Genomic DNA, 21,395 nt, shown 5'->3' with positions numbered 1-21,395 from the left:
GTTTTTCAATAAGTACAATATTTTCACCAATGATCACTATCCTAAATTACATTCCCGTTATAATGCAAAAATGCCCGTTAACACGAATGTGTCCACGGGCATTTGTTTTTCAGGATAACCGATCAATTATCTGTTTTGTCCTTTACGTCTTCCTTCAATTCTTTCGCTTCCCGTTTTGAGGCTTTATATGCCTTTTTTGTTCCTTTTTCTACTTTATCAGCTCCTTTTTCCACACCATCACCTACCGCTTCGGCACCGTCTTTGGTTTTTTCACCAACATACTTTGCGTCTTTTTTGATTTCCTTACCTGCCTTTTTTCCAGCAGCTTTCGTATTATCGACAGCTTTTTCTGTTTTGGTTTTCGAGTCGTCCTGTTGTGCAAATGCTGCTGTCGACAATCCGATCAATGCAGCTAAAACAAATACTTTTTTCATGATCATTCTTTTTAATGAGATTTTTACCGCTCCCGCTATTTGCCAAAATCGGCAACGTTGCAACGGCAGCATTAAACCCCAACAAAAATCGTTCCGGGCGTAAGCTGGACATTCATTAACATCAAAGCCACTCCGCACATTTATACGGAGTGGCTTAAATGTTAAAAATACAGATGCTTATTTTGCAATGTCCTTCGCGGGATAGTGAGCAACATGTTCCAGGCTTTTGGCAGCTTTCTGCGCAGCTGCAACTTGTATTCCCTTTACTTTCGCATCGAAGCCCTCTATTTCCGCTTTGTCCACGGCAATGTGTGGTGCAATAACCAAGGACACGATGGACATCAGCTTGATAAGGATGTTCATCGATGGGCCGGAGGTGTCTTTGAAAGGGTCCCCTACCGTGTCGCCGGTTACTGCTGCCTTATGCGGTTCAGACTTTTTATAGTAAGTTTCCCCATTGATAACGGCTCCTTTTTCGAAAGATTTCTTAGCATTATCCCACGCACCACCGGCGTTGTTTTGAAAAATACCCATTAAAACGCCCGAAACTGTTACTCCCGCCAGTGTTCCACCCAGCACCTCAGGGCCAAAAAGGAAACCGACGATGACCGGAACGATCAGTGCAATGAGACCTGGCGCAACCATCTCGCGGATGGATGCTTGTGTGGAAATGGCCACACATTTATCATATTCGGGTTTGGCAGTGCCTTCCATAATGCCCGGGATCTCGCGGAACTGCCTGCGCACTTCTTCAACCATTTTCATGGCAGCGCGGCCTACTGCCGCAATGGCCAGTGAGGAAAATATAAATGGGATCATCGCTCCCACAAATAGCCCGGCGAGCACATTTGCTTTATATATATCAATTGAATTAATGCCCGCCACACCACAAAAAGCGGCAAAAAGCGCCAGTGAAGTAAGCGCAGCGGATGCAATGGCAAAACCTTTTCCGGAGGCAGCGGTAGTGTTCCCGACAGCATCTAAAATATCCGTGCGACCACGGACCTCTTCCGGCAAATGCGCCATTTCGGCAATTCCACCGGCATTATCGGCAATCGGGCCGAATGCGTCGATGGCAAGTTGCATGGCTGTTGTTGCCATCATACCAGCAGCCGCAATTGCCACACCATATAGTCCGGCAAATTCATAACTGATGTAAATACCCGCAGCGAGCACCAATGTTGGGATCACAGTAGATTCCATTCCCACAGAAAGTCCGCCGATAATGTTGGTAGCGTGACCAGTTGACGACTGATTTACAATGGATTGAACAGGCCTTTTGCCCATTGCGGTGTAATATTCCGTCACAGTTGACATGATAGCACCCACAATCGACCCCAATAATATAGACCAGAAGACATCCAGCGAAGTGAAATCAACGCCGCGAATGGTTAACGTTCCTTCGGGCAACATCCACATCGTCAGCGGATAACTTCCGATTAAAACAAGAATGATAGAACCCCAGTTACCCAGGTTCAAAGCGCCCTGCACATTACCCTGGTCATTTTTCACGCGAACCAGCAACATACCGATGATAGACGCAATGAGGCCCATTCCAGCAATGACCATAGGAAGCAAAATCGGCGAAATACCGCCAAAATTATCTGTTCCCTGAGAAATGATCTCACGACCCAGAACCATTGTTGCCAGAATTGTTGCTACATATGAACCGAATAAATCGGCTCCCATACCCGCTACATCGCCGACGTTATCACCCACGTTATCGGCAATGGTCGCCGGGTTTCGTGGATCATCTTCCGGAATTCCGGCCTCAACTTTCCCTACAAGGTCAGCACCAACGTCAGCAGCTTTGGTATAAATACCGCCGCCTACGCGCGCAAAAAGCGCGATGGATTCAGCTCCCAGTGAAAAACCGGCAAGCACCTCCAGCACTTTTTCCATGCCCAGACCATTGACATCCGTGCTGTCGCCAACGAAAAAATGATATAAAATGATAAACAAACCGCCCAAACCGATCACAGCTAAGCTTGCCACACCAATGCCCATAACGGAACCGCCGGTAAATGACACTTCAAGCGCTTTGGTAAGGCTTGTGCGTGCTGCCTGCGTAGTACGGACGTTGGATTTTGTTGCAATATTCATCCCGATGTAGCCTGCAAATGCAGAAATGAATGCACCGACCAGGAACGATATGCCAATAAAGGCACTCGAGTTTTCAACCAATGTGCCTGAGTAACCCAATAAAATACTAACAATGATACCAAAAACTATGAGTACACGCCATTCGGCTTTCAGGAAGGCAAGGGCACCATCTGCAATGGCGTCCGCGATTTCTTTCATTTCAGGACTTCCACCGTCCTGCCGGACAACCCAGCCTCTTTTGAAGAACATAACCAGCAAGCCAACAAGGCCCAAAGCCGGCACTAAATAGGTAATGTTACTCATGCGATAACTAAATTAGGTTAGAGGTTTTTAAAATCTCGTAAATATAGAGAATGAGACCTCATAACAAAATCCGAAACCACTAATTTTTGATCAATTCGTATAGATTTTATAAAAATTTGTAGAAAGTGCGAAGAACTCGGATCTTGTTCAAGTGGCGTTACTTGCGAAAAATGACCAATAAAAGATAAGTTAGAAGGAAGCCGATAAGTCCGGCTACAACCGCCAACAATGTTCCGCCAATAAAATATTGTACGAAATTTACATGGATTGATTGAAGTGTAAGGTTCTCAAAAGAAGCAAGTTGCACGCTATTTTTATAGAACAGACCACCGAACTTGTAACTACAATAAATGATAAGGGGAATAAATGGAGGGATGCTGATATTGGCTGCGGCCAGAAAAAGCCTTGTTCATCTTAAAATAAATGGACAGCGGAATGCCAATCAGCAGCTGGAAACCCCAAATTGGCACAATGCCCATAAAAAACCCAAAACCAATGGATTTTGCCTTGCTTAAATTGGATTCTTCCGCCTTTACTGCCTCTTCTTTAATGGTCTTCCAGAGACCTTTTTTTTTTACTTCCCTAATCAGCTTTCTGGGCAAAAAGTAAAGCAGCGCGAGGGTGACCAGCACTGTATTCAGCACGCTGATCCGGGCAAAATCCTTGAATGGGCGGAAGTGCGTCACGCGTTCCTCTTTATCGTATATCACGTGAATGTCTACCGGAATGATCGGCACATCGCGCCATGCAAGCCTGACAAGAACTTCTATTTCCGTTTCAAATTTGGTTGTATAAAGTTTCATTTTGGCAATTTCGGCCAGCGGATATAACCTGAAACCCGTTTGCGTATCCGGAAGTGAAATGCCTGTCTCGACCTTAAACCAAAAATTCGAAAACTTATTACCGAAGGAACTCTTACCAGGTACATCCTCCTGCTCCATATCCCTGGACCCCATGATCACAGCACCGGGATTTTTAGCGGCAGCTTCCAGGAAAAGCGGAATGTCTGAAACCAGGTGCTGCCCGTCCGAATCGATCGTGATGGCATTGTCGTAACCCATGGCAATCGCTTTTTTGAAACCTGCGCGGAGCGCGTGGCCCTTGCCATTGTTAAGCACATAATCAATGACGGTAAGCCTCCGTCGATAATCTAACAGCAGATATGGCGTTCGGTCCGTAGAGCCGTCGTTTACGACGATGATGTCTTGTCCGCCTGAGAAGAGAAGAAGGGATTCCATAATCCCTTCTATTGTTTTGATATTATTGTAAGTGGGTACGATTACGCAGCAATTGATGTCCTTTAAGGTCATTGTTATATTTATGATCAGATGGCTAATTTAAATGAATCGGCCGCTGAGTAAATTGAAACGAATCTTTGATTAAAGATAACTCGCCTGCATTTTAAAAAAAACCTTTCCCTGGGCTTCTCCTGAGGCAACAACATCTAAAATCTCCGACTGCTTGTATTTGATGTTAATCCGGACATTTGGATTTTCCCGGGGATTAAGCACTTCCAGGAACTTACAGGTCCGCATCGTTTTCATTGCCAGTTTCCTCCTCAGATGTGCTTCCAGAATTTCCTTCACAATCTGCAATTGCACCACGCCAGGCATAACGGGTGAACCAGGGAAATGGCCCTCAAATACGGCATGCTGTTCATTGATCTTTATCTCTGAAACAATGCTTTCCGAAGTCAATTCATTGCTGATAACAAAATAGAGACTATTTACAAACATGCCAACGTTCTAATAATGGATACCTCAAAAGTTAGAAAAAAGACTATCGTTTATGGGGTGGTTAAACTTTTCGTTCTGAAATTTCATCACGCTCTTGTCCCCGCCTTTTTCAAAAAAAGACAGCTCTTTTAAATGCAACGTACTTTTAGGGAAAACCAAAGTGATCTTGGAATAAATATTTTTTAGTCTGCGGTTAACCGGCGTTAAGACGATCATATATTGGCCCGTGCTTTCAAGGCAGCTTTGTGCGAATGCTTTGTTTTGCTGAAAATCACCGTTGACAAGCCCGATCATCAGCTCCTTGATCTGCCCAGCCATTCTACTTGCCTGTCCCACATTTTTCTCCTTTCCAGCCTCCTGAACGCGTAATTTATCGCTGTTAATTAATATTACATAACTAGAAGGCGATTTTTGCTCCCATCGCATCTTGTCGCTTTTCTTATAATAAAAAACCCCGGATGAATGCCCGGGTTCTTTTAAAACCGACAGCATTTTCTCCTCTGTAAATGCCGCCTGAATGGAATTGACGGATTGCGAAGCCTTACGCAGTTCCAGAAAAACTTTCTCAGGATTGGAAACTTTGTTAAATGATTGCCCTTCCGCGATTCTGATGACCGCGGAAAATATGAGCAACATTAGCGTGAATTTATTCATATGGTTCCTTTTGGATCAGCTTCGACAACGGCTCGATTTTTATTCCCTTTTGCAAACAATGTTCAATAAGGTCTTCCAGGGAATCGGCTGTTACCTTACGATTGTCGTGCAGCAAAATGATGTCTTTCGCGTTAACAGCAGATATAACCCGATTGATGATTTCATACTTATTCCGCGCCTTTGTATCCAGACTCCTCAGCGACCAACCTACGGAATCCAGTTTCAGATTACGCAGTACGCGCGCATAGCGCGGGTTGGTAACACCGAACGGCGGGCGGAAAAATTTTGGTGTTTTTCCAAGAATACCGGCAATAATGCCAGAGCAACGATCCAGATCATTCTTTAATTTCTCTGTCGAAAAGAATGCGATGAGATAGTGATGGCTGTACGAATGATTACCTACAATATGACCTTCTTCGTCGATCCGCAGGAGCAGCTCAGGATGTTTTTCGGCCCTTTTACCAATGACAAAAAAAGTCGCTTTTACATTTTTCTCTCTCAGCATGTCCAGAATCCTGGGGGTGGTTTCGGGATCCGGGCCATCGTCAAAGGTTAATGCGATTGACTTGCGCTTTCCCCGACTGGTAGATTTCAGAAAATAATTCGCCTGAATGTTGAAAGATCCGTACGCAGTGACAGCCAGATATGCGAGTGCGATTGCGATAAATATCAGCCATGCAAAGCCCGTTTCCCAGAAGATGATTCCGCTGAGTGCGAATATAGTGATGGCTATTGCTGTAACGATATTATGCTTCAACGGATTGCAAGAGTGTCAGCCCCAGGTTACTTTGAATTAATGTATTGCAAATCAGTACATTTTTTAGCGATTTATCCGCTTTCATTTTGTCAACAGCTAAATGCAGTGCAAAAGCAGAAGTAGTTGGATAAATTCCTGAAAAACAGAGATAGTCAGCACATTTACCTTTGTCTAACCCTAAATTCGCAAATAAGTTGGTCACACCGCTGCTATCCTTACTAATTCCCGGAAAGAGTACCAAATCCAAATCTCGAACATTAACCTGATTTTCTGTCAAAAATGCACGGATCAACCCACCGGCGTCATCCACAAGCCCAAAGGTCCGGGTATCTTTCACATGCGCCAACGACCGATCATTTTTTTGATTGGAAAGAATAAAAAATGACGCTCCGGAAGTAAGCGGAAGGTGCAGATGCAGGTGCAGCTTATCAGAAATTTCGTTCAAAAAGTCAATGGCTTCGTCAGCAGCGCCCACCAGAATGTTTTCTTCCTTTTCATCCAAAAGCAGCATGGCGTCCAGCATGGCATTTTCGAATGACACCGTATTTTGGGTATGGGTCATGTTATATCCGTGGTTGCCAATGCTAAGCGAAATTTGCCCAGCCATCGTGTTGTGCGTCGACTGAATAAACGAGGTCGGCGGAAGCATGCCTTTGATGGTTATAACATTGTTAAGAAATTTTTCCGTGTCAAGAAGGCATCCCAGTCCCGTCCCAACGATGATTGCGCCGGGCTGCTCTATTTCGGCTTGCCGGATACAGTCCTGCGCACAGGCCACTGACATCCTCAAAATTTTGCTCATTCTGCGCAAGAGTCCTGCGTCAATAAATTCTTTATAGTCCGGGCTCAGGAGCGCAGATGATGCCTGCACTGGTTGAATAGCAGCAGAAAAGCCTACATTTTGAAATGTGGGCTGATGCGAAATGGTTGATGTGGCAGAAATGTAATACAACTATAAAAAGCTTTGAATTTGTTTAAAGTCATTCACGATCTGAAAAGACCAGTGACGAGTTATTTCCTCCAAAACCAAAGGAGTTAGAAAGAACTGCCTTAACATGTTTTTCGTTTCGCAATGATGTAACCGGTTCCAGACCCGTTTCGGCAATGGCTACGGCGTAATTCAGGTTAGGAAAAATGAGCTGATGCTGGATGGCCAAAATTGAAAAAACCGCTTCAATCGCCCCTGCGGCAGCCAATGTATGCCCTGTAAATGGTTTTGTTGAGCTGAAAGCCGGGATATTTTCCTTAAATACATTCCTGAGCGCAACGGATTCGGATAAATCGTTATTCTTTGTGCCTGTTCCGTGAGCGTTTATGTAAGATATGTCTTCCAAGGGGATGCCTGATCGCTCCAAAGCATTGGTTATAGCCATCGTAGCGCCTTTTCCATCTGGTGACGATGCAGTTTGATGATAAGCATCCGCCGCATTCGCCCAACCATTTATATAAGCAATCGTTTTATTTCCCGAATTTTTGATGCTCTTTTCATTTTCCAGGAGTAAGAAGGCAGCACCTTCGCCTAAGTTCAGTCCGCTTCTGGTTTCGTCAAACGGCCTGCACCATTGATCGTCATAAATCATCAGCGAGCGAAAACCGTTAATTGTGAATTGCGTTAATGCGTCCGAACCTCCCACCAGAACTCGGTCCAGCTTTCCGCTTAACAGCAGGCGTGCGCCGAGCATTATTGCGTTGGCACCTGACGAACAGGCTGTTGACAATGTATTGATATAGCCCGAAATACCCAGCTCTGCAGCAATCCGCTCAGTAGTACTGCCGCTGTTGTGCGTTTTTAAGATATTAAAATCTGGATTTGCTCCGGCAAGATATGCTTTATAGAAACCTTCAGTATTATCCATTCCGCCCACGGATGTCGACGAAATGATGCCGGTTTTGAGGTTGTGTGTATGCTTATTGTCACCCCAAGCCTCCTTTGCAGCTTTCAGGCCAAGTAAGGATGTGCGGGAAATGCCTTTCGAACCGATTCCGAGCTCTTTCTGCAATGCTTCACTGGACATTTTTACTTCGCCAACCAGCAATCCTTCCTCCTCTTCCAAATATTGGACCGGCCCTATTCCGGATCTGCTTTCCCTGAGCGCCCGCAGGTTTTCCGCAACGGTTAATCCAATCGCTGAGACAATGCCAATACCGGTGATTCGGACACCCATTTTAGTTTTCAGCTTTTCCTTTGACGGATATATTCGGCCATTGTATCGATCGACTTAAATGCGACCTTCCCTTCTTCCGGATTAACGACTTGTATTGCATGGTATTTTTCGAGCAGTACAATCAGTTCCAGCGCATCAATGGAATCAAGTCCAAGACCTGCGTCAGCGAACAATAATGCGTCGTCCGCTATGTCGGCAGGCGTAATATCTTCGAGGTTTAACTGCTCTATGATTTGTTTTTTAAGATCTTCCTTTAAATTATCCATTGTAAATTCATAAGTAAACTTAAATTCGAGTTGTTATGGATGGCCCAATTGTGCGAGGTCCGTAAGGTTTTCCACGTTGAAATCACTGCCATTATCCGATTCGCTTTCCACTAAGAATACGAACACTTCAATGTCATCCCCGAGGACTCCCAGCCACCCGCAAAGTAACGCTTTCGCGCCGGTTGACAGGAGAATCTTCCCGTAGTCTACGAAAAAACCGGGTGCGAATTTAGGCAAAACAGCGAACATATTTTCGCCATACCACTTGTTTCTGATTGCTATTTCGCCCAAAACGATATTGGGTAATGTGTATACAAATAAAGAAGGACTCGGCGCACCATTGTGCTCGTAGGAATGCATAAACCGCATATCCGTATCCGCGCTGGACGATTGGTTTGCAAAAAGCATCGCTATCTCGTCGTCCTTATATTCGCTGGTAAGTCCCTGATTTGATCTTTTTATCAATTCAGACGCCAGAAAGCCAGCCTGCGACAGCGCGTCCATTTTGTAAAACTTGGGGTATACAAATTCCTGCTCCTTATAAATCTGTTTAAACCAACTATCGGCGGAACTCATGTGGCGCGTGGAAACAATTTCACCGTTCACCGAACACTGGTCTGGGGATAAATAACAAAATGTGGTAATACAACTCATAAACTTCTGATAATCAAAGATGCATTTCCGCCGCCAAATCCGGATGCTGTTTTCAGGATCGTCTCTGGCTGACTAGCGGCATTTTCTGCAATGACATTTAATTTTCTCGAAGTCCCACTTTCCCTGTATCCCAGGCTTTTCACCAAAAGGCCATGCCGCATCATTTGCATGGAGGCAGCAGTTTCGATTACACCGGCAGCGCCAAGTGTATGACCGAAATACCCCTTCAAACTGCTGAGATGGACGTCACTGAGGCCTAGACGGTCGAAAGCAATCGATTCCATTTCATCATTAAATACAGTGGCCGTTCCGTGGGCACACACAAAGTCAATGTCCTCCGCCGTAAGCTGATTGTTTTCCAAAGTCTTTTTTACGCTCCGAAAAAGGCCTTCACCTGTTCGCGATGGTCCGGAAATGTGGTTGGCATCGTTGGCACTTGTGCCGGATAACAGCTGCAAAGCGCCATTCCGGAAAATATTCTTTGTCTGCGACACCACAACAGCGCCACAGCCCTCGCCCATTGTAATTCCGTTGCGTAAAGTATCAAAAGGCGCACAAGGCTGATCGCTCACTGCGAAAAGCGATTGAAATCCATAAATCACAAAGTCGGAGATCAGATCGCAACCAATAACAACAGCATGATCGTAAATTTGCGCATCAATAAAATTACCAGCTGCATTGATGGCCAACACACCCGATATGCAAGCATTCGAAAGCACAACTGGCTGATTTGCAAGCAAAAACCGGGAAATCAATGCCGAAATGCTCTTTCCAAACTGGTCGTGGATGTTTTTATCCAGTTCACCTTTCGTCGAGCTGATGATAACAATGGTTCTGTCCGAAGTCAGGATTGCAGGATCAATTTCTTGTGCAACAGTCGATAACGCATCTATGAGAAGCTTTTCAAATTTATAATCATCAACCAGATCCAGCATTTTCGATAAATAAAGATCTGATTTATCAAAGCCGGCCCGTTTAACCAAGGAAATCCCCGACTGGTTTGCACGGATAGCAGCCCAATTTTCAGCTGTGGTCCTACCCAATGGACTTATGATAACTTCGGCACCAATGTAGGTCATGCTGATTTTACTAAACCTTATTTATTTCTTTCCATTCCCGGTAAAAATCGGGCGTAATCAATTCCAACGTGCGCGTTTCCTTGTCCAAAAAGACCTGCATTGTCTTTCCTACGGCACACAATTCGCCTGTTGTCAGGTTAACAACCTCGTACTCAAACTGGATCTTTGCAGATTTAGCAGGAACATATTTGGTTATCACCTTGATAATCTGTCCGTAATAGACGGGCGCCTTATGGTCAATTTCGGATTTTACGATGGGTGTGAAATAGCCTTTGTCAAAAATCGTCAGGTATTCCAATCCGTATGTTTTGCCAAATGCTTCTCTTCCGTCTTCAAAAAATTTGAGGTAGTTTCCATGCCAAACCACGCCCATTGCATCTGTTTCACTGAAACGTATATCAATTTCGATCTCCGAAGCAATCATATGTTTTCAATCTCGTTAGGGGTTATTGTGTCACCACAATCTTCATTTCACAGCCGAGCAATATACGCCCTTCCATGAAACTTTCCCCTTTAACGAGGTAAATATTTCCTAACTGATGTAGTGGAATCACAATGGTCCGGATTGTTGAATGGACCGGCGGAAGCGCCGAAACTTCTACTTTGGTCATTGCGCCAATAAAGCCGATTTTAGGCTCTCCCGCTTCCTCACGTGCTAAAAACCCGAATGATGCCGCACAAGTTTGCGCAATGTTTTCCAGCAGTCCCGATTCCGTAAAATGTCCGTTTTCGACCAGCACATTATGCTCTTCAATAACAAATTCCGATTCAAACCTTTCAGCCGTAACGCTTACCAGACTGCTGATCATGATAAAGGGCTCCCTATGCGGAATATATTGATTAATAGACACTTGGGGCACGATCATTAAACATAAAAGTTGAAATAGTTAAACCATTGTTCGGGATATTCCTGCACTTTTCGTTCCAGCTCTGCCACGTATAATCTGGCGATTTCTTCTGGTTTTAATTTGTCGGTAATCGGCATTGTTGCGCTCAGGTGGTAGCTGTATTTACCATCTTTTGCTGCAAACACAAATGTTACCGGTGCATCAAACTTGGAAGCGATCACAAATGGCCCATAGGGGAACTTTGCTTTTTTTCCAAGGAAATCCAGTTCAATAAATTTCGCGCCGTCGAGATAACGATCGGAATGGATGGCTATGAATTCATTATTAACCAGCGCATTACGAATCGCTATAATGTGGGAAAGGTCTTCCTTGATCGCAATTACTTTAAAGCGCGAACCGCCTGTCGACGTGTCCATAAACTGTTTGATACTTTCAACTTCCGCATCCAGCATGACAATGTTAATGGTTGGCGTAACGCGCCCTTTCAGCAAGTTCCCGGCCGTTTCCCAATTGCCCAGATGCGCACTCAGTAATATTCCCCCTTTTCCACCTTCGCGGATATCAATCAGATATTGCTCATTTTCAAAAACATGCGTAAAATGCTCGGTCTTGCCAAGCAAAAATGCGGCACGGTCAACCAATGTTTGGCCGAAAATGTAAAAATTCTTTCTGGCCAGCTTTTTGGCCTTCGCAACAGGAAAATGAAGGATATTTTGGTAAAAGTCCAGCAAGGCGCTTCTTTGCTTTTTTGCAAACAGATAATAATAGTATGTTACCAGTTGCAAAAGCCCGTAGGCAAAGTTCAGCCCAAGCGTATTGATAAAGAAGAGAAAAATTTTATAACCCGCTAATGATCCTTTGGTCTTACCATCCCAACGGCTCATGCCTACAAATTTAGTTTCTTACGGACAAGCTGATAGAAATCGCCGAATGTTACAATCTCTTTGAAATCCTCACCGGTAATTTTAATGTTAAGATTTTCTTCAATGAGCACAACGAGATCCACATAGTCAAGACTGTCCAAATCGAGCGTTTCTTTGAGACTGTTTTCAGGAAGAATCAGATTCCGGTCCACCTCAAACTCCTCAGATAAAAAATCCCTCGTTTCTTCGATAACTTCTTCCCAACTCATTTTTACGTCGTTAACATACATGGCTACAAAATTAGATTATTCTGGCTGATAGTTTAAAAATATTGCTCTTTTTTCAAATAAATTCTAAGGCTTGCACAATAATTCCGCTTAAAAATCATTGAATGCCATAATAGAATACGGAGCAGAACAAAAATACAAATTTATGGTTGCCAGGGACTGCCGGTCACGAAGTTTATGCAACTGCCGCGCACCCGGTCAGTCGATCTTTTTGAGAATCAGCGTAGAATTTGTCCCACCAAAACCAAATGAATTAGATAGGAAGCAATTGATATCCTGCTCTTTAGTTTGTGCCACGACGTTGATCCGGGCCGAATCTTCGTCGGGATTTTCGAAGTTGATGTTCGGTGCAATAAAGGAATTTTGCATCATCAACAGAGAATACACAATCTCGCTCGCGCCGGCCATCCAGCATTCGTGACCTGTCATGGATTTGGTTGAACTCACGGGCGTTTTACTACCAAACACATCAAAAATAGCCCGGGCTTCACTTCCGTCGCCCACCGGCGTAGACGTTGCATGCGCGTTAATGTAATCTACATCGCTGGCTGCAATGCCCGCCTGAGTCATGGCCATTCGCAGAGAGCGGGTTTGTCCGTCAATGCTTGGGTTAGAAATATGGTCACCATTGGATGAGAACCCGTAACCGATCAGCTCAGCCAGGATCGGAGCGCCGCGCTTCACTGCGGCTTCGTAAGATTCAAGAATGACGGTGGCTGCGCCGCCGCTCGGGATGAGCCCGTCGCGGTCCCGATCAAAGGGCCGGGATGCTTTTGTGGGATCCGATTCGCGCATGGAGAACGTTCCCAGGCCATCAAAACTAGCCATAGCAGCTGAATTAATCTCCTGTGCACCGCCGCAAATGATCCTGTCCTGTAACCCCTGCCTGATCATCAGATAACCCATTCCTATTGAATGTGAACCAGACGCGCAAGCGGCGCTGAGCGTAAAGTTGATGCCCTTCAACTTAAAGATCGTCGACAAGTTCATATTGACCGTGCTATTCATGTTTTGAAAAATAGCGCCGCTTCCGATTAATGTCGTGTCGTGCTTTTCTTTGGCCTTGTCAACTGCTTCCACCACGGATGCTGCGGTGCTGTCGTTGCCATAAATGATGCCTGTTTCTGTGGTTTCGAGGAAATCCACCTCTAGCCCGGACAGTTCGAGCGCCTGGCGGGTTGCCATGTATGCGTAGATCGCAGGCTGATGCATGCCCAGGCGCTGCCTTCTGGACAGGTAATTTTTCAAATCCGGCTCAGGAACCATACCCGTTAAAGCGGAACGAAAGCCAAAATCCTTCCTGACCTGATCAAAAACAATCCCGCTTTTGCCGGCATATAACGATTTCGTGACCTCGTTCAGGTTTGCACCCAGGCAAGAATAAATCCCTATTCCGGTTACGACAACTCTATGATCCATCAATTATGAATAAATTCCTCCGTTGATATTAATTACCTCGCCGGTGATGTAGGCGGCTTTATCTGAAACCAGGAAACTAACCAGGTGCGCGACTTCCTCAGCCTGTCCAAAACGGTTCATCGGGATCATTTGTTTCAATTCGGCCTCATTTAGATCTTTGGTCATATCACTCGTGATGAAACCTGGCGCCACCGCATTCACCGTGATCTTGCGCTTGGCGACTTCCTGTGCCAACGCTTTTGTGGCTGCAATAATTGCCCCTTTTGCAGCCGAATAATTAGTTTGTCCGGCAACCCCTTTCATACCCGAAACCGACGCAATGTTCACGATCCGGCCGGAACGCTTTCTGAGCATTTGCTGGATTGCATTCTGTGTAACATTGAAAAGTCCTTTGGCCGAAATATTCACCACATCGTCCCAGTCCTGCTCAGGCATCCACATAAAGAGCCCATCCCGCGTAATTCCGGCGTTATTGACCAAAACACTGATATGTTTTTCCTCGTTTCTTTCTCTCCACTTGTTCAGCGCCTCATCCACTTCCGCTTTTGTCTGAACATTGAATGGCAGCAACTCTCCTTCTCCTCCGCTAGCTTCAATTTCAGCAAGCGTTTCCTCGGCAGCAGCCTGGTTTGAGGCATAATTGATCAGTATATAAAGTCCGTGATCTTTTGCCAGCTGCACCGCAATGGCACGCCCCAATCCTCTTGATGCGCCTGTTACCAATGCACAGTTCATAGTTGAAACGGGGTTTCTTTGATATACTCAAAAACGGCAGCAATACTTTCAGACTGAGGTACGTCTTCTTTTACAAAATGCGCATGTCGCCGGATCTGGCCGTAAATGGATTTAGCATTGGGCGATAAACGCTCTTTTTCCTCAGGTTCCAGCAAATCAATCGCCTGGCAAATGGCCATAATGTGGATTGACATGACTTGGAATGAGTTTTCCAAAACCTGTTTGGCTAGAACAGCACTGTTGGTTCCCATACTCACAATGTCCTGATTATCATTGTTGTTTGGAATGCTATGCACGTAAACCGACCCTGATAATGCCTGATTTTCCGCCGTCGTTGAGGTTGCGGTGAACTGCACGCCCTGGAATCCAAAATTCAAGCCCCATGTCCCGGCATTCAGAAACGGCGGAAACTTGCCATTCAATTTACTGTTCATCAGGAAGTTGAGTTGACGTTCCATGAGCATTGAGAGCTTGGTAAGCACAATTTTCACTTTATCCATTTCCAATGAAATGTAATCGCCATGGAAATTACCACCGTGAAAAACGTTGTTGTCGTCCGGACTGACGATAGGATTGTCATTGGTCGAATTCAACTCATTTTCAACCACTTCCTGCGCATATTGCAATGTGTCAAGCACAGGACCCAGAATTTGCGGAACGCAGCGAACAGAGTAATATTCCTGGATTTTGCGCTCAAATTCTTTCCGTTGCAATGCCGTATCGTCTTTAAAAAGCTCTTCCCGGCTGCGAATAAGCTGACTTCCAGCCAAAAAATCACGCATTTGCTGCGCAATCACCTGTTGGCCCTTATGGTGTTTTACAGCATTCAATTCCTTAGAAAACGAATCATCGAATGCTTCGATCACCTCATTCAGCATCGATGATGCGGCAACGGCCCATTGCAACAGCCTTTTAGCATATATAATGTTGATAGCCGCAATGCCTGTCATGCATGAAGTGCCGTTGATCAGCCCAAGGCCGTCACGCAACTCCATTTTGAGCAGGGTAATGTTGTTCTTTGCCAAGACATCGGCCGTTTTGGTCCGCACGCCCGCCTCATACACATATCCCTCGCCGATCAGGTTCAGTCCCAGGTGCGAAAGCTGCACTAGGTCCCCGCTTGCGCCGACGCTGCCGTGTTCAAAAATTTCGGGAACGATGCCATTATTTAAAAACGCTATGAGCTGCCGGATCACACCGGTGCTGACGCCGGAATTGGCCTGTAAAAACGAATTCAGACGCGCCACCATCACGCTTCGGGCATAAATTTCGTTGAGTGGCTTCCCTATGCCGCTGGAATGGCTGCGGATCAGATTGTATTGAAGATTACTCAATTTATCGGTCTCGATCCGGTACTGGGCCATCGGACCAAACCCGGTATTGATTCCGTATATAATTTTATCTTTGGAGAAATTCGTTAGAAATGTAAAGGATTTAGAAACTTTATTGAGGGCGTCTTCGGCTAAGATAAATTCCTTCTTTTCAAAAGCATACTGCTCGATATGAGCTAAGGAAATACTATTCATTTATAGTTTGCATAATTAATATTACGTAAAATAAATCTTTTTTTACGGTTTTGACAAACATGGACTAATCTGCAAACGTGCCACCGGAAGTTGCCGGAATTTTACATTTGCTTACTTTTGTCTGACATTCACGTTCCCCTTTCAATGATCGGAGATTTACTTTTAAGGTTACATAAGTTCCTTTCCAGACACAAACCTGCATTTTTTCTGAGTCTGGTTGCCCTTATCAGTATTTTGCTCTTTGGGATTTCACGGTTAAAGGTTACGGAAAGCATCTTTGCCACCCTGCCAAAGGGGAAAAGCTTTGAAGAGTTTAACCGGCTGATCGAGAGCAAGAACATCATTAACCAGATCGTTTTCTCCCTCGACATTCCTGAGGAAACCACGTCCGACGAGGCCAAATTACTTGCCGAAGCGTTTTCTGATTCCTTAATCCGCTATACCAATGGCGCAATCAGGAACATTCAGACCGAAAGGCCATTTGTTCAGGAAGATGTTTACCAATTCGTGTACGGTCATTTCCCGCAGCTGATCGATTCTTCCTATTATACGCATATTGCCAGCCGCTTGGCTCCGGATTCGGTCAAAGCGTCGGTGAATACGGCCTTTAACCAGCTTACAACACCCGGAGGCACATTCCTTAAACAATTCATTGTCAATGATCCGCTTGGTATAACCGGCCGCTATTTCCGGAAATTGAATGCTGGCAGCAATGCCAATGGAATGGTGCTGGAAGACGGTGTCATGTTCACGGGTGACCGGAAAAAGATGATCATTTTGGCGGCTACCAGCTTCGATTCAGGCAATTCCGAAAAAAATGTTGCGTTGTATGAAGATGTCGAAGCTTTCAAGTCGCGATGGAATACACAGCAGCGGCATCATCATTTTGCGTATTTCGGGACATTTGAAATTGCGGCCAGAAATGCAATTCAGGTTAAGCGGGACTCCTATCTTACTTCGTTTATGGCATTGGGAGGCATTTTGCTGCTGCTCATCCTTTATTACCGCAAATTTCTGATTCCGCTCTACATTATATTGCCGGGATTGTTCGGAGCCACTTTCGCATTAGGCATCATTGGTTTTGTCCGGCCAGAGATCTCGGGGATTTCCCTCGCCACGGGCGCAGTGGTTTTCGGCATCTTGCTGGATTATGCATTCCATTTTTTTACACATTTAAGGCACACCAATTCTATTTCAACAGCCATTAAGGAAGTAAGCGGACCGCTGCTGACCGGCAGCTTTACGACCGTGATGGCTTTCAGTGCATTGCATTTTGCAAATTCGGCCGTTTTACAGGATTTTGGACTGTTTTCATCGCTCAGCTTGCTGGGAGCAGCACTTCTTACATTGATTGCCTTGCCCGTTATTCTTTCGTCCCTTGCTTTTGACAATAAGAAAATACCGAAAGAAAGCCGCACATTTCGTTTTCCTGAAATTCGGGAAAAGTCAAGACCGGTTATCCTGGCGTTTATTGCCATTTTGACCTTGATATTTCTCTACTTTGCCAGATTTACGGAGTTTGACAGCGGCTTTGACAACCTTAGCATTCAGGATGATGACCTCAGGAAACGCGAAGAAGCGATGACGGGCATTGATCCGAAGTCTGAAAAAAGGATCTATATTTTCGCCGGTAATCCGGTCCGGGCTAAGGCGGAGGACTTGAATTTTCGGGTTTACCAAAATCTTGTTCAATTGCGCGAAAAAGGAAAGATCAACAGCTTCGTCTCATCCGGTGCCTTCCTGATCCCGCAAAATCTTAAACTGGAACGCAACCGCAGGTGGCATGATTTCTGGGACATTAATCGCAAGGAAGCGACCTATAATGTGCTGGACCAGGCGGCTGCTAAAAATGGCTTTAATGCATCGGCATTCAGGGATTTTAAAATGTGGATAGCCGGCCAACCATCCGGTTCAGTTCCTGTTGATACATTACTAACTGAGTTGGGCCTGGATAACCTGATTGAATCCAACACAAAAGGCACGACATTCATCACGACCCTAATCGTTCCTCAGCATCAGCTGAACAGTGTTAAAAGTGAGCTCCGGGCAATCCCGGGCATCGCCCTGTTTGACCGTGGCGAGCTTGCCGGCGACCTGTTGAAAATGGTAAAAGATGACTTCAATTACCTCCTGCTCGTCTCAGCCTCCATCGTCTTCCTTACTTTGCTCATTGTGTACGGCCGGATAGAGTTAACACTGTTAACATTTCTGCCAATGGTGATCAGCTGGATATGGATACTGGGTATAGCGGCTATTTTGGGCATAAAATTCAATTTTGTGAATGTCATTGTTACCACATTCATATTTGGACTTGGTGATGATTTCAGCATTTTCGTAACCGACGGCCTGCTTAATAAATACAAATACGGCAAGGATTCACTCCGTTCTTATCAATCGGCCATTGCATTGTCTGCCACCACAACCATCATTGGCACCGGCGTGCTGATCTTTGCCCGGCACCCCGCCATTCAATCCATTGCGTTAATCAGCGTACTGGGGATTTGCTGTATTCTTTTTATATCATTCGTTTTCCAACCCGTGCTGTTTGGTTTTTTTGTCCAAAACAGAATTGCCCGGAAAAAAGCGCCCGTTACCTTACTGCCGTTTCTGATCAGCGTTTCAAGTTTTACCTATTTCTTATCGGGTTGTCTATTTCTGCATTCGAAACTGGTCACGATTCTGCTGCTGCCTATCTCCAAGTTAAAAAAGAAAGCGATGCTCAACCGTTCACTTTCTTTTTATGCCAAAACGGTCATTTACTCCGGGCCGCATGTGAAGAAGAATTTCTCGGGCCTCGAAAATTTGCAGCCGGATAAACCGGTCATTTTTATTGCGAACCACACTTCTTTTCTGGACATTCTGCTGGCTATTATGCTCAATCCCAAGATCGTGTTAATGGTAAAAGGCTGGGTTTATAACTCCCCGTTTTTCGGACCCATCATTCGCCATGCGGGTTACGTGTATACGGACGACGGGCCAGAGGAAAATATTAATAAGGTGCGAACATTGGTTGCAGATGGATATTCCCTGCTCATTTTTCCGGAAGGAACGCGGTCGGAAGACGGCGGGATCGGGCGATTCCACAAAGGCGCTTTTCACCTTGCCGAGCAGCTCAAACTGGACATTCAACCCATTCTGATCCACGGAGCCTCGGACGTTTTGCCAAAGAATGATTTTCTCATCCGTCCGGGCGCACTTAATGTGCGCGTTCTTCCGCGCATCCGGCTGGATGACACGCAATGGGGCAGCCAGCTTCGTGACAAGACCAAAAATATTTCAGCCTTTTTCAAATCTGCATTTGCATCCTATAAAGATGAAATGGAGGACACGGCCTATTTAAAACATAAGATTTTTACCAATTACGTCTTCAAAGGCCCCGTGCTTGAATGGTATTTCAAGATCAAATGGCGGCTGGAAAGCAAGAACTTTGCTTACTATAACGAGCTGATCGGAGCGCGCAAAAATATCCTGGACATTGGCTGCGGATATGGCTATCTGTCGTTTTACCTGCATTACAAAAACGCCGGAAGGATCATTACGGGCATCGACTATGATGAAGAAAAAATTACCATAGCGCAGCAAAGTTATCACAAAACGAACCAGCTAAGCTTTATTTACGCAGACATTATGCTGGCGGACCTGGGCAGCCCGGACGTGATTTTTTTAAATGATATCCTACATTATTTATCAAAGGAAAAACAGCTTAAATTGCTCGATCGTTCTGCATTAGCGCTGCAACCGAACGGCATTCTTTTTATCCGTGACGGCATTACGGATAATGGCGAAAAGCATCGAAAAACAAAAGCGACCGAGGCATTGTCCACGGGACTGTTCTCTTTTAACCGCAAGGAAGATGAGTTTCACTTTTTCTCGTCAGCAGACATCCGGGATTTTGCAAATAAGCATAATATGCATTTCGAAATGCAGGAACATTCTGCAAAGACATCGAACGTTTTATTCGTTTTGAGACCCATGCGTGCAGATTTTCCAGATAATAATTAGCCTGTTGTAAATTTTTTCAATAATCATTTTAATACAATCTTCCGCCTTGCAAAAAGAATACGACTTTGTGATTGTAGGGAGCGGGCTTGGCGGCCTGGCTTGCGCAAATATCCTGGCTTTGGAAGGTTTCAGCGTTGTTGTGCTGGAAAAAAACCATCAGATAGGGGGACATTTGCAGGTTTACAGCCGGGGAAAGAGCATTTTTGACACAGGCGTACATTATGTGGGCAGCCTGGACGAAGGCGAAAATCTATATCAGTTTTTTAAATATTTTGGGATAATCGATAAACTCAAAATGAAGCGGATGAATGATGACAAATTTGACGTCATCCGTTTTCAGGACGGCTCGGAATATGATTATGCGCAAGGCTTTGACCATTTCAAAAACACGCTGATCGGATATTTTCCGCAGGAGACAGCAGCCATTGAAGCTTACTGCAATAAGATATTAGAAATTTGCGACAAATTTCCCCTTTACAATCTGAGGGTATCCGGAGAAAACTATCAGATGGATGGAGATGTAGTAGGATTGAACGCACATGACTTCATCGCCTCCATTACTGAGAATGAACGGCTTAGAAATGTGTTAGCGGGATCGAACCTGCTATATGCCGGCGTTCGGGACAAGACACCATTTTACGTGCATGCCCTCATTATGAAAAGCTATCTGTCCGGTTCCTACAAGTTTATTGATGGCGGTTCACAGATTGCGATCCAGATGAGTAAGGCAATCAGGGCGCGCGGCGGTGAGATTTATAAATACAAAAAAGTGGTTTCCGCCAATTACAATGATGAGGGCCACATCACCGAAGTGGTTTTGGAAAACGGGGAGACGTTTAAAGGGAAACAATTTATTTCTAATGTACACCCTTCTATAACCATTGATATCTTCGGGAGCGAAAGGTTTCTTAATGTATATAAAAACAGGGTTCAGGGATTGGAAAATAGCATTTCCACTTTTTTAGTCCATATTACCTTTCAGGAAAAGAGTTTTGAATATTTGAATCATAACATTTATCAGCATCACATTGACGATGTTTGGGGCGGCATCGATTACGATAAGGAAACCTGGCCACAGACCTACTTTATCTGCACACCCTACATTTCAAAAACAAGCCAATATGCTGATTCCATGTCAATTATGACATACATGAATGCTTCTGAGACCGAGAAATGGAGCGAGAGTTTCAGCACAGTTGCGGAACCGGGAAAGCGTGATGCGGAATATGAGGCGTTCAAAAGAGAGAAAGAAGCAAAAGTCCTATCGCGATTAGAGGAAGTTTTCCCTGGAATTTCACAGAAAGTGAAGGCCATTCACAGTGCTACGCCCTTGACATTCAGGGATTACATTGGCAACAAGGACGGCTCGCTGTATGGCGTGCTCAAAAACTCAGCCTCGCCTACAAGGACACAGATCAATACAAAAACACGGGTCCCCAACCTCCATTTGACGGGTCAGAATATTTCAATGCATGGTATTCTCGGCGTGACCGTGAGCGCTTTCGTGACATGCTTTTCATTTGTAGATAAAGAAGAACTCATCCAAAAAGTTAAAAATGCCTAA

The 21,395-nt window shown here is 45.0% G+C and carries 21 protein-coding genes; 2 read left to right on the top strand and 19 right to left on the bottom strand.

Annotated features, from left to right (window positions below; genetic code table 11):
* Nucleotides 1-122: 122 nt before the first annotated feature.
* The 19 genes from MUK70_RS03170 to flxA form a co-directional block, all read right to left on the bottom strand.
* Nucleotides 123-434, bottom strand: a complete 312-nt coding sequence (locus MUK70_RS03170) for a hypothetical protein (protein WP_234602392.1) — start codon at nucleotides 432-434, stop codon at nucleotides 123-125.
* 177 nt (nucleotides 435-611) lie between these two features.
* Nucleotides 612-2,840: a sodium-translocating pyrophosphatase gene (locus tag MUK70_RS03165; RefSeq protein WP_234655418.1), complete on the bottom strand. Its 2,229-nt coding sequence runs from the start codon at nucleotides 2,838-2,840 to the stop codon at nucleotides 612-614.
* Between the two features lie 157 nt (nucleotides 2,841-2,997).
* Nucleotides 2,998-3,192, bottom strand: coding sequence for a hypothetical protein (locus tag MUK70_RS03160; RefSeq protein ID WP_244784849.1), 195 nt, complete (start codon nucleotides 3,190-3,192; stop codon nucleotides 2,998-3,000).
* Nucleotides 3,182-4,078: a glycosyltransferase gene (locus tag MUK70_RS03155; RefSeq protein ID WP_244784651.1), complete on the bottom strand. Its 897-nt coding sequence runs from the start codon at nucleotides 4,076-4,078 to the stop codon at nucleotides 3,182-3,184. Before MUK70_RS03155 ends, MUK70_RS03160 begins: the two co-directional genes overlap by 11 nt.
* Nucleotides 4,079-4,219: 141 nt before the next feature.
* The gene (locus MUK70_RS03150) at nucleotides 4,220-4,576 is read right to left on the bottom strand and encodes an ApeI family dehydratase (protein WP_234655420.1); all 357 of its coding nucleotides are present in this window, start codon (nucleotides 4,574-4,576) and stop codon (nucleotides 4,220-4,222) included.
* 24 nt (nucleotides 4,577-4,600) lie between these two features.
* Nucleotides 4,601-5,230, bottom strand: coding sequence for a flexirubin biosynthesis/transport protein LolA2 (gene lolA2 / locus MUK70_RS03145; RefSeq protein ID WP_234655421.1), 630 nt, complete (start codon nucleotides 5,228-5,230; stop codon nucleotides 4,601-4,603).
* Nucleotides 5,223-5,987 carry a polysaccharide deacetylase family protein gene (locus MUK70_RS03140; protein ID WP_234655422.1) on the bottom strand — a complete coding sequence of 255 codons (765 nt, stop codon included), beginning with the start codon at nucleotides 5,985-5,987 and terminating at the stop codon, nucleotides 5,223-5,225. The genes lolA2 and MUK70_RS03140 overlap by 8 nt, the downstream gene beginning before the upstream one ends.
* Entirely contained in the window at nucleotides 5,977-6,939 is a 963-nt protein-coding gene (locus MUK70_RS03135; protein WP_234655423.1) for a beta-ketoacyl synthase chain length factor, read from the bottom strand. The genes MUK70_RS03140 and MUK70_RS03135 overlap by 11 nt, the downstream gene beginning before the upstream one ends.
* Nucleotides 6,940-6,967: 28 nt before the next feature.
* The gene (locus MUK70_RS03130; protein ID WP_234655424.1) at nucleotides 6,968-8,152 is read right to left on the bottom strand and encodes a beta-ketoacyl-[acyl-carrier-protein] synthase family protein; all 1,185 of its coding nucleotides are present in this window, start codon (nucleotides 8,150-8,152) and stop codon (nucleotides 6,968-6,970) included.
* A gap of 8 nt (nucleotides 8,153-8,160) precedes the next feature.
* Nucleotides 8,161-8,418, bottom strand: coding sequence for a phosphopantetheine-binding protein (locus MUK70_RS03125; RefSeq protein WP_234602384.1), 258 nt, complete (start codon nucleotides 8,416-8,418; stop codon nucleotides 8,161-8,163).
* A 33-nt stretch (nucleotides 8,419-8,451) separates the two neighbouring features.
* Complete coding sequence (locus tag MUK70_RS03120) at nucleotides 8,452-9,024, bottom strand: hypothetical protein (protein WP_234602382.1); 573 nt, start codon at nucleotides 9,022-9,024, stop codon at nucleotides 8,452-8,454.
* A 44-nt stretch (nucleotides 9,025-9,068) separates the two neighbouring features.
* Nucleotides 9,069-10,151, bottom strand: coding sequence for a beta-ketoacyl synthase N-terminal-like domain-containing protein (locus tag MUK70_RS03115; protein WP_234655425.1), 1,083 nt, complete (start codon nucleotides 10,149-10,151; stop codon nucleotides 9,069-9,071).
* A 10-nt stretch (nucleotides 10,152-10,161) separates the two neighbouring features.
* On the bottom strand, nucleotides 10,162-10,575 hold the full coding sequence (locus MUK70_RS03110) for an acyl-CoA thioesterase (RefSeq protein WP_234655426.1): 414 nt from the start codon (nucleotides 10,573-10,575) through the stop codon (nucleotides 10,162-10,164).
* 22 nt (nucleotides 10,576-10,597) lie between these two features.
* Nucleotides 10,598-11,017 carry a hotdog family protein gene (locus MUK70_RS03105; protein WP_234655427.1) on the bottom strand — a complete coding sequence of 140 codons (420 nt, stop codon included), beginning with the start codon at nucleotides 11,015-11,017 and terminating at the stop codon, nucleotides 10,598-10,600.
* Nucleotides 11,017-11,883: a lysophospholipid acyltransferase family protein gene (locus MUK70_RS03100; RefSeq protein WP_234655428.1), complete on the bottom strand. Its 867-nt coding sequence runs from the start codon at nucleotides 11,881-11,883 to the stop codon at nucleotides 11,017-11,019. The genes MUK70_RS03105 and MUK70_RS03100 overlap by 1 nt, the downstream gene beginning before the upstream one ends.
* 2 nt (nucleotides 11,884-11,885) lie before the next feature.
* Nucleotides 11,886-12,152 carry a phosphopantetheine-binding protein gene (locus tag MUK70_RS03095; RefSeq protein ID WP_234602377.1) on the bottom strand — a complete coding sequence of 89 codons (267 nt, stop codon included), beginning with the start codon at nucleotides 12,150-12,152 and terminating at the stop codon, nucleotides 11,886-11,888.
* A gap of 195 nt (nucleotides 12,153-12,347) precedes the next feature.
* Entirely contained in the window at nucleotides 12,348-13,568 is a 1,221-nt protein-coding gene (locus MUK70_RS03090) for a beta-ketoacyl-[acyl-carrier-protein] synthase family protein (protein ID WP_234655429.1), read from the bottom strand.
* A 3-nt stretch (nucleotides 13,569-13,571) separates the two neighbouring features.
* Nucleotides 13,572-14,303, bottom strand: coding sequence for a flexirubin biosynthesis SDR family reductase FlxB (flxB, locus tag MUK70_RS03085; protein WP_234655430.1), 732 nt, complete (start codon nucleotides 14,301-14,303; stop codon nucleotides 13,572-13,574).
* On the bottom strand, nucleotides 14,300-15,829 hold the full coding sequence (gene flxA, locus MUK70_RS03080; RefSeq protein WP_234655431.1) for a flexirubin biosynthesis tyrosine ammonia-lyase FlxA: 1,530 nt from the start codon (nucleotides 15,827-15,829) through the stop codon (nucleotides 14,300-14,302). Before flxA ends, flxB begins: the two co-directional genes overlap by 4 nt.
* A gap of 117 nt (nucleotides 15,830-15,946) precedes the next feature.
* Between flxA and MUK70_RS03075 the strand changes: the two genes are divergently transcribed.
* Nucleotides 15,947-19,831, top strand: coding sequence for a trifunctional MMPL family transporter/lysophospholipid acyltransferase/class I SAM-dependent methyltransferase (locus MUK70_RS03075; protein ID WP_234655432.1), 3,885 nt, complete (start codon nucleotides 15,947-15,949; stop codon nucleotides 19,829-19,831).
* A 46-nt stretch (nucleotides 19,832-19,877) separates the two neighbouring features.
* Complete coding sequence (locus tag MUK70_RS03070) at nucleotides 19,878-21,395, top strand: phytoene desaturase family protein (RefSeq protein WP_234655433.1); 1,518 nt, start codon at nucleotides 19,878-19,880, stop codon at nucleotides 21,393-21,395.

Source organism: Dyadobacter chenwenxiniae (assembly GCF_022869785.1).
Lineage (GTDB): Bacteria > Bacteroidota > Bacteroidia > Cytophagales > Spirosomataceae > Dyadobacter > Dyadobacter chenwenxiniae.
This window is presented reverse-complemented; position numbering and strand designations above follow the sequence as displayed.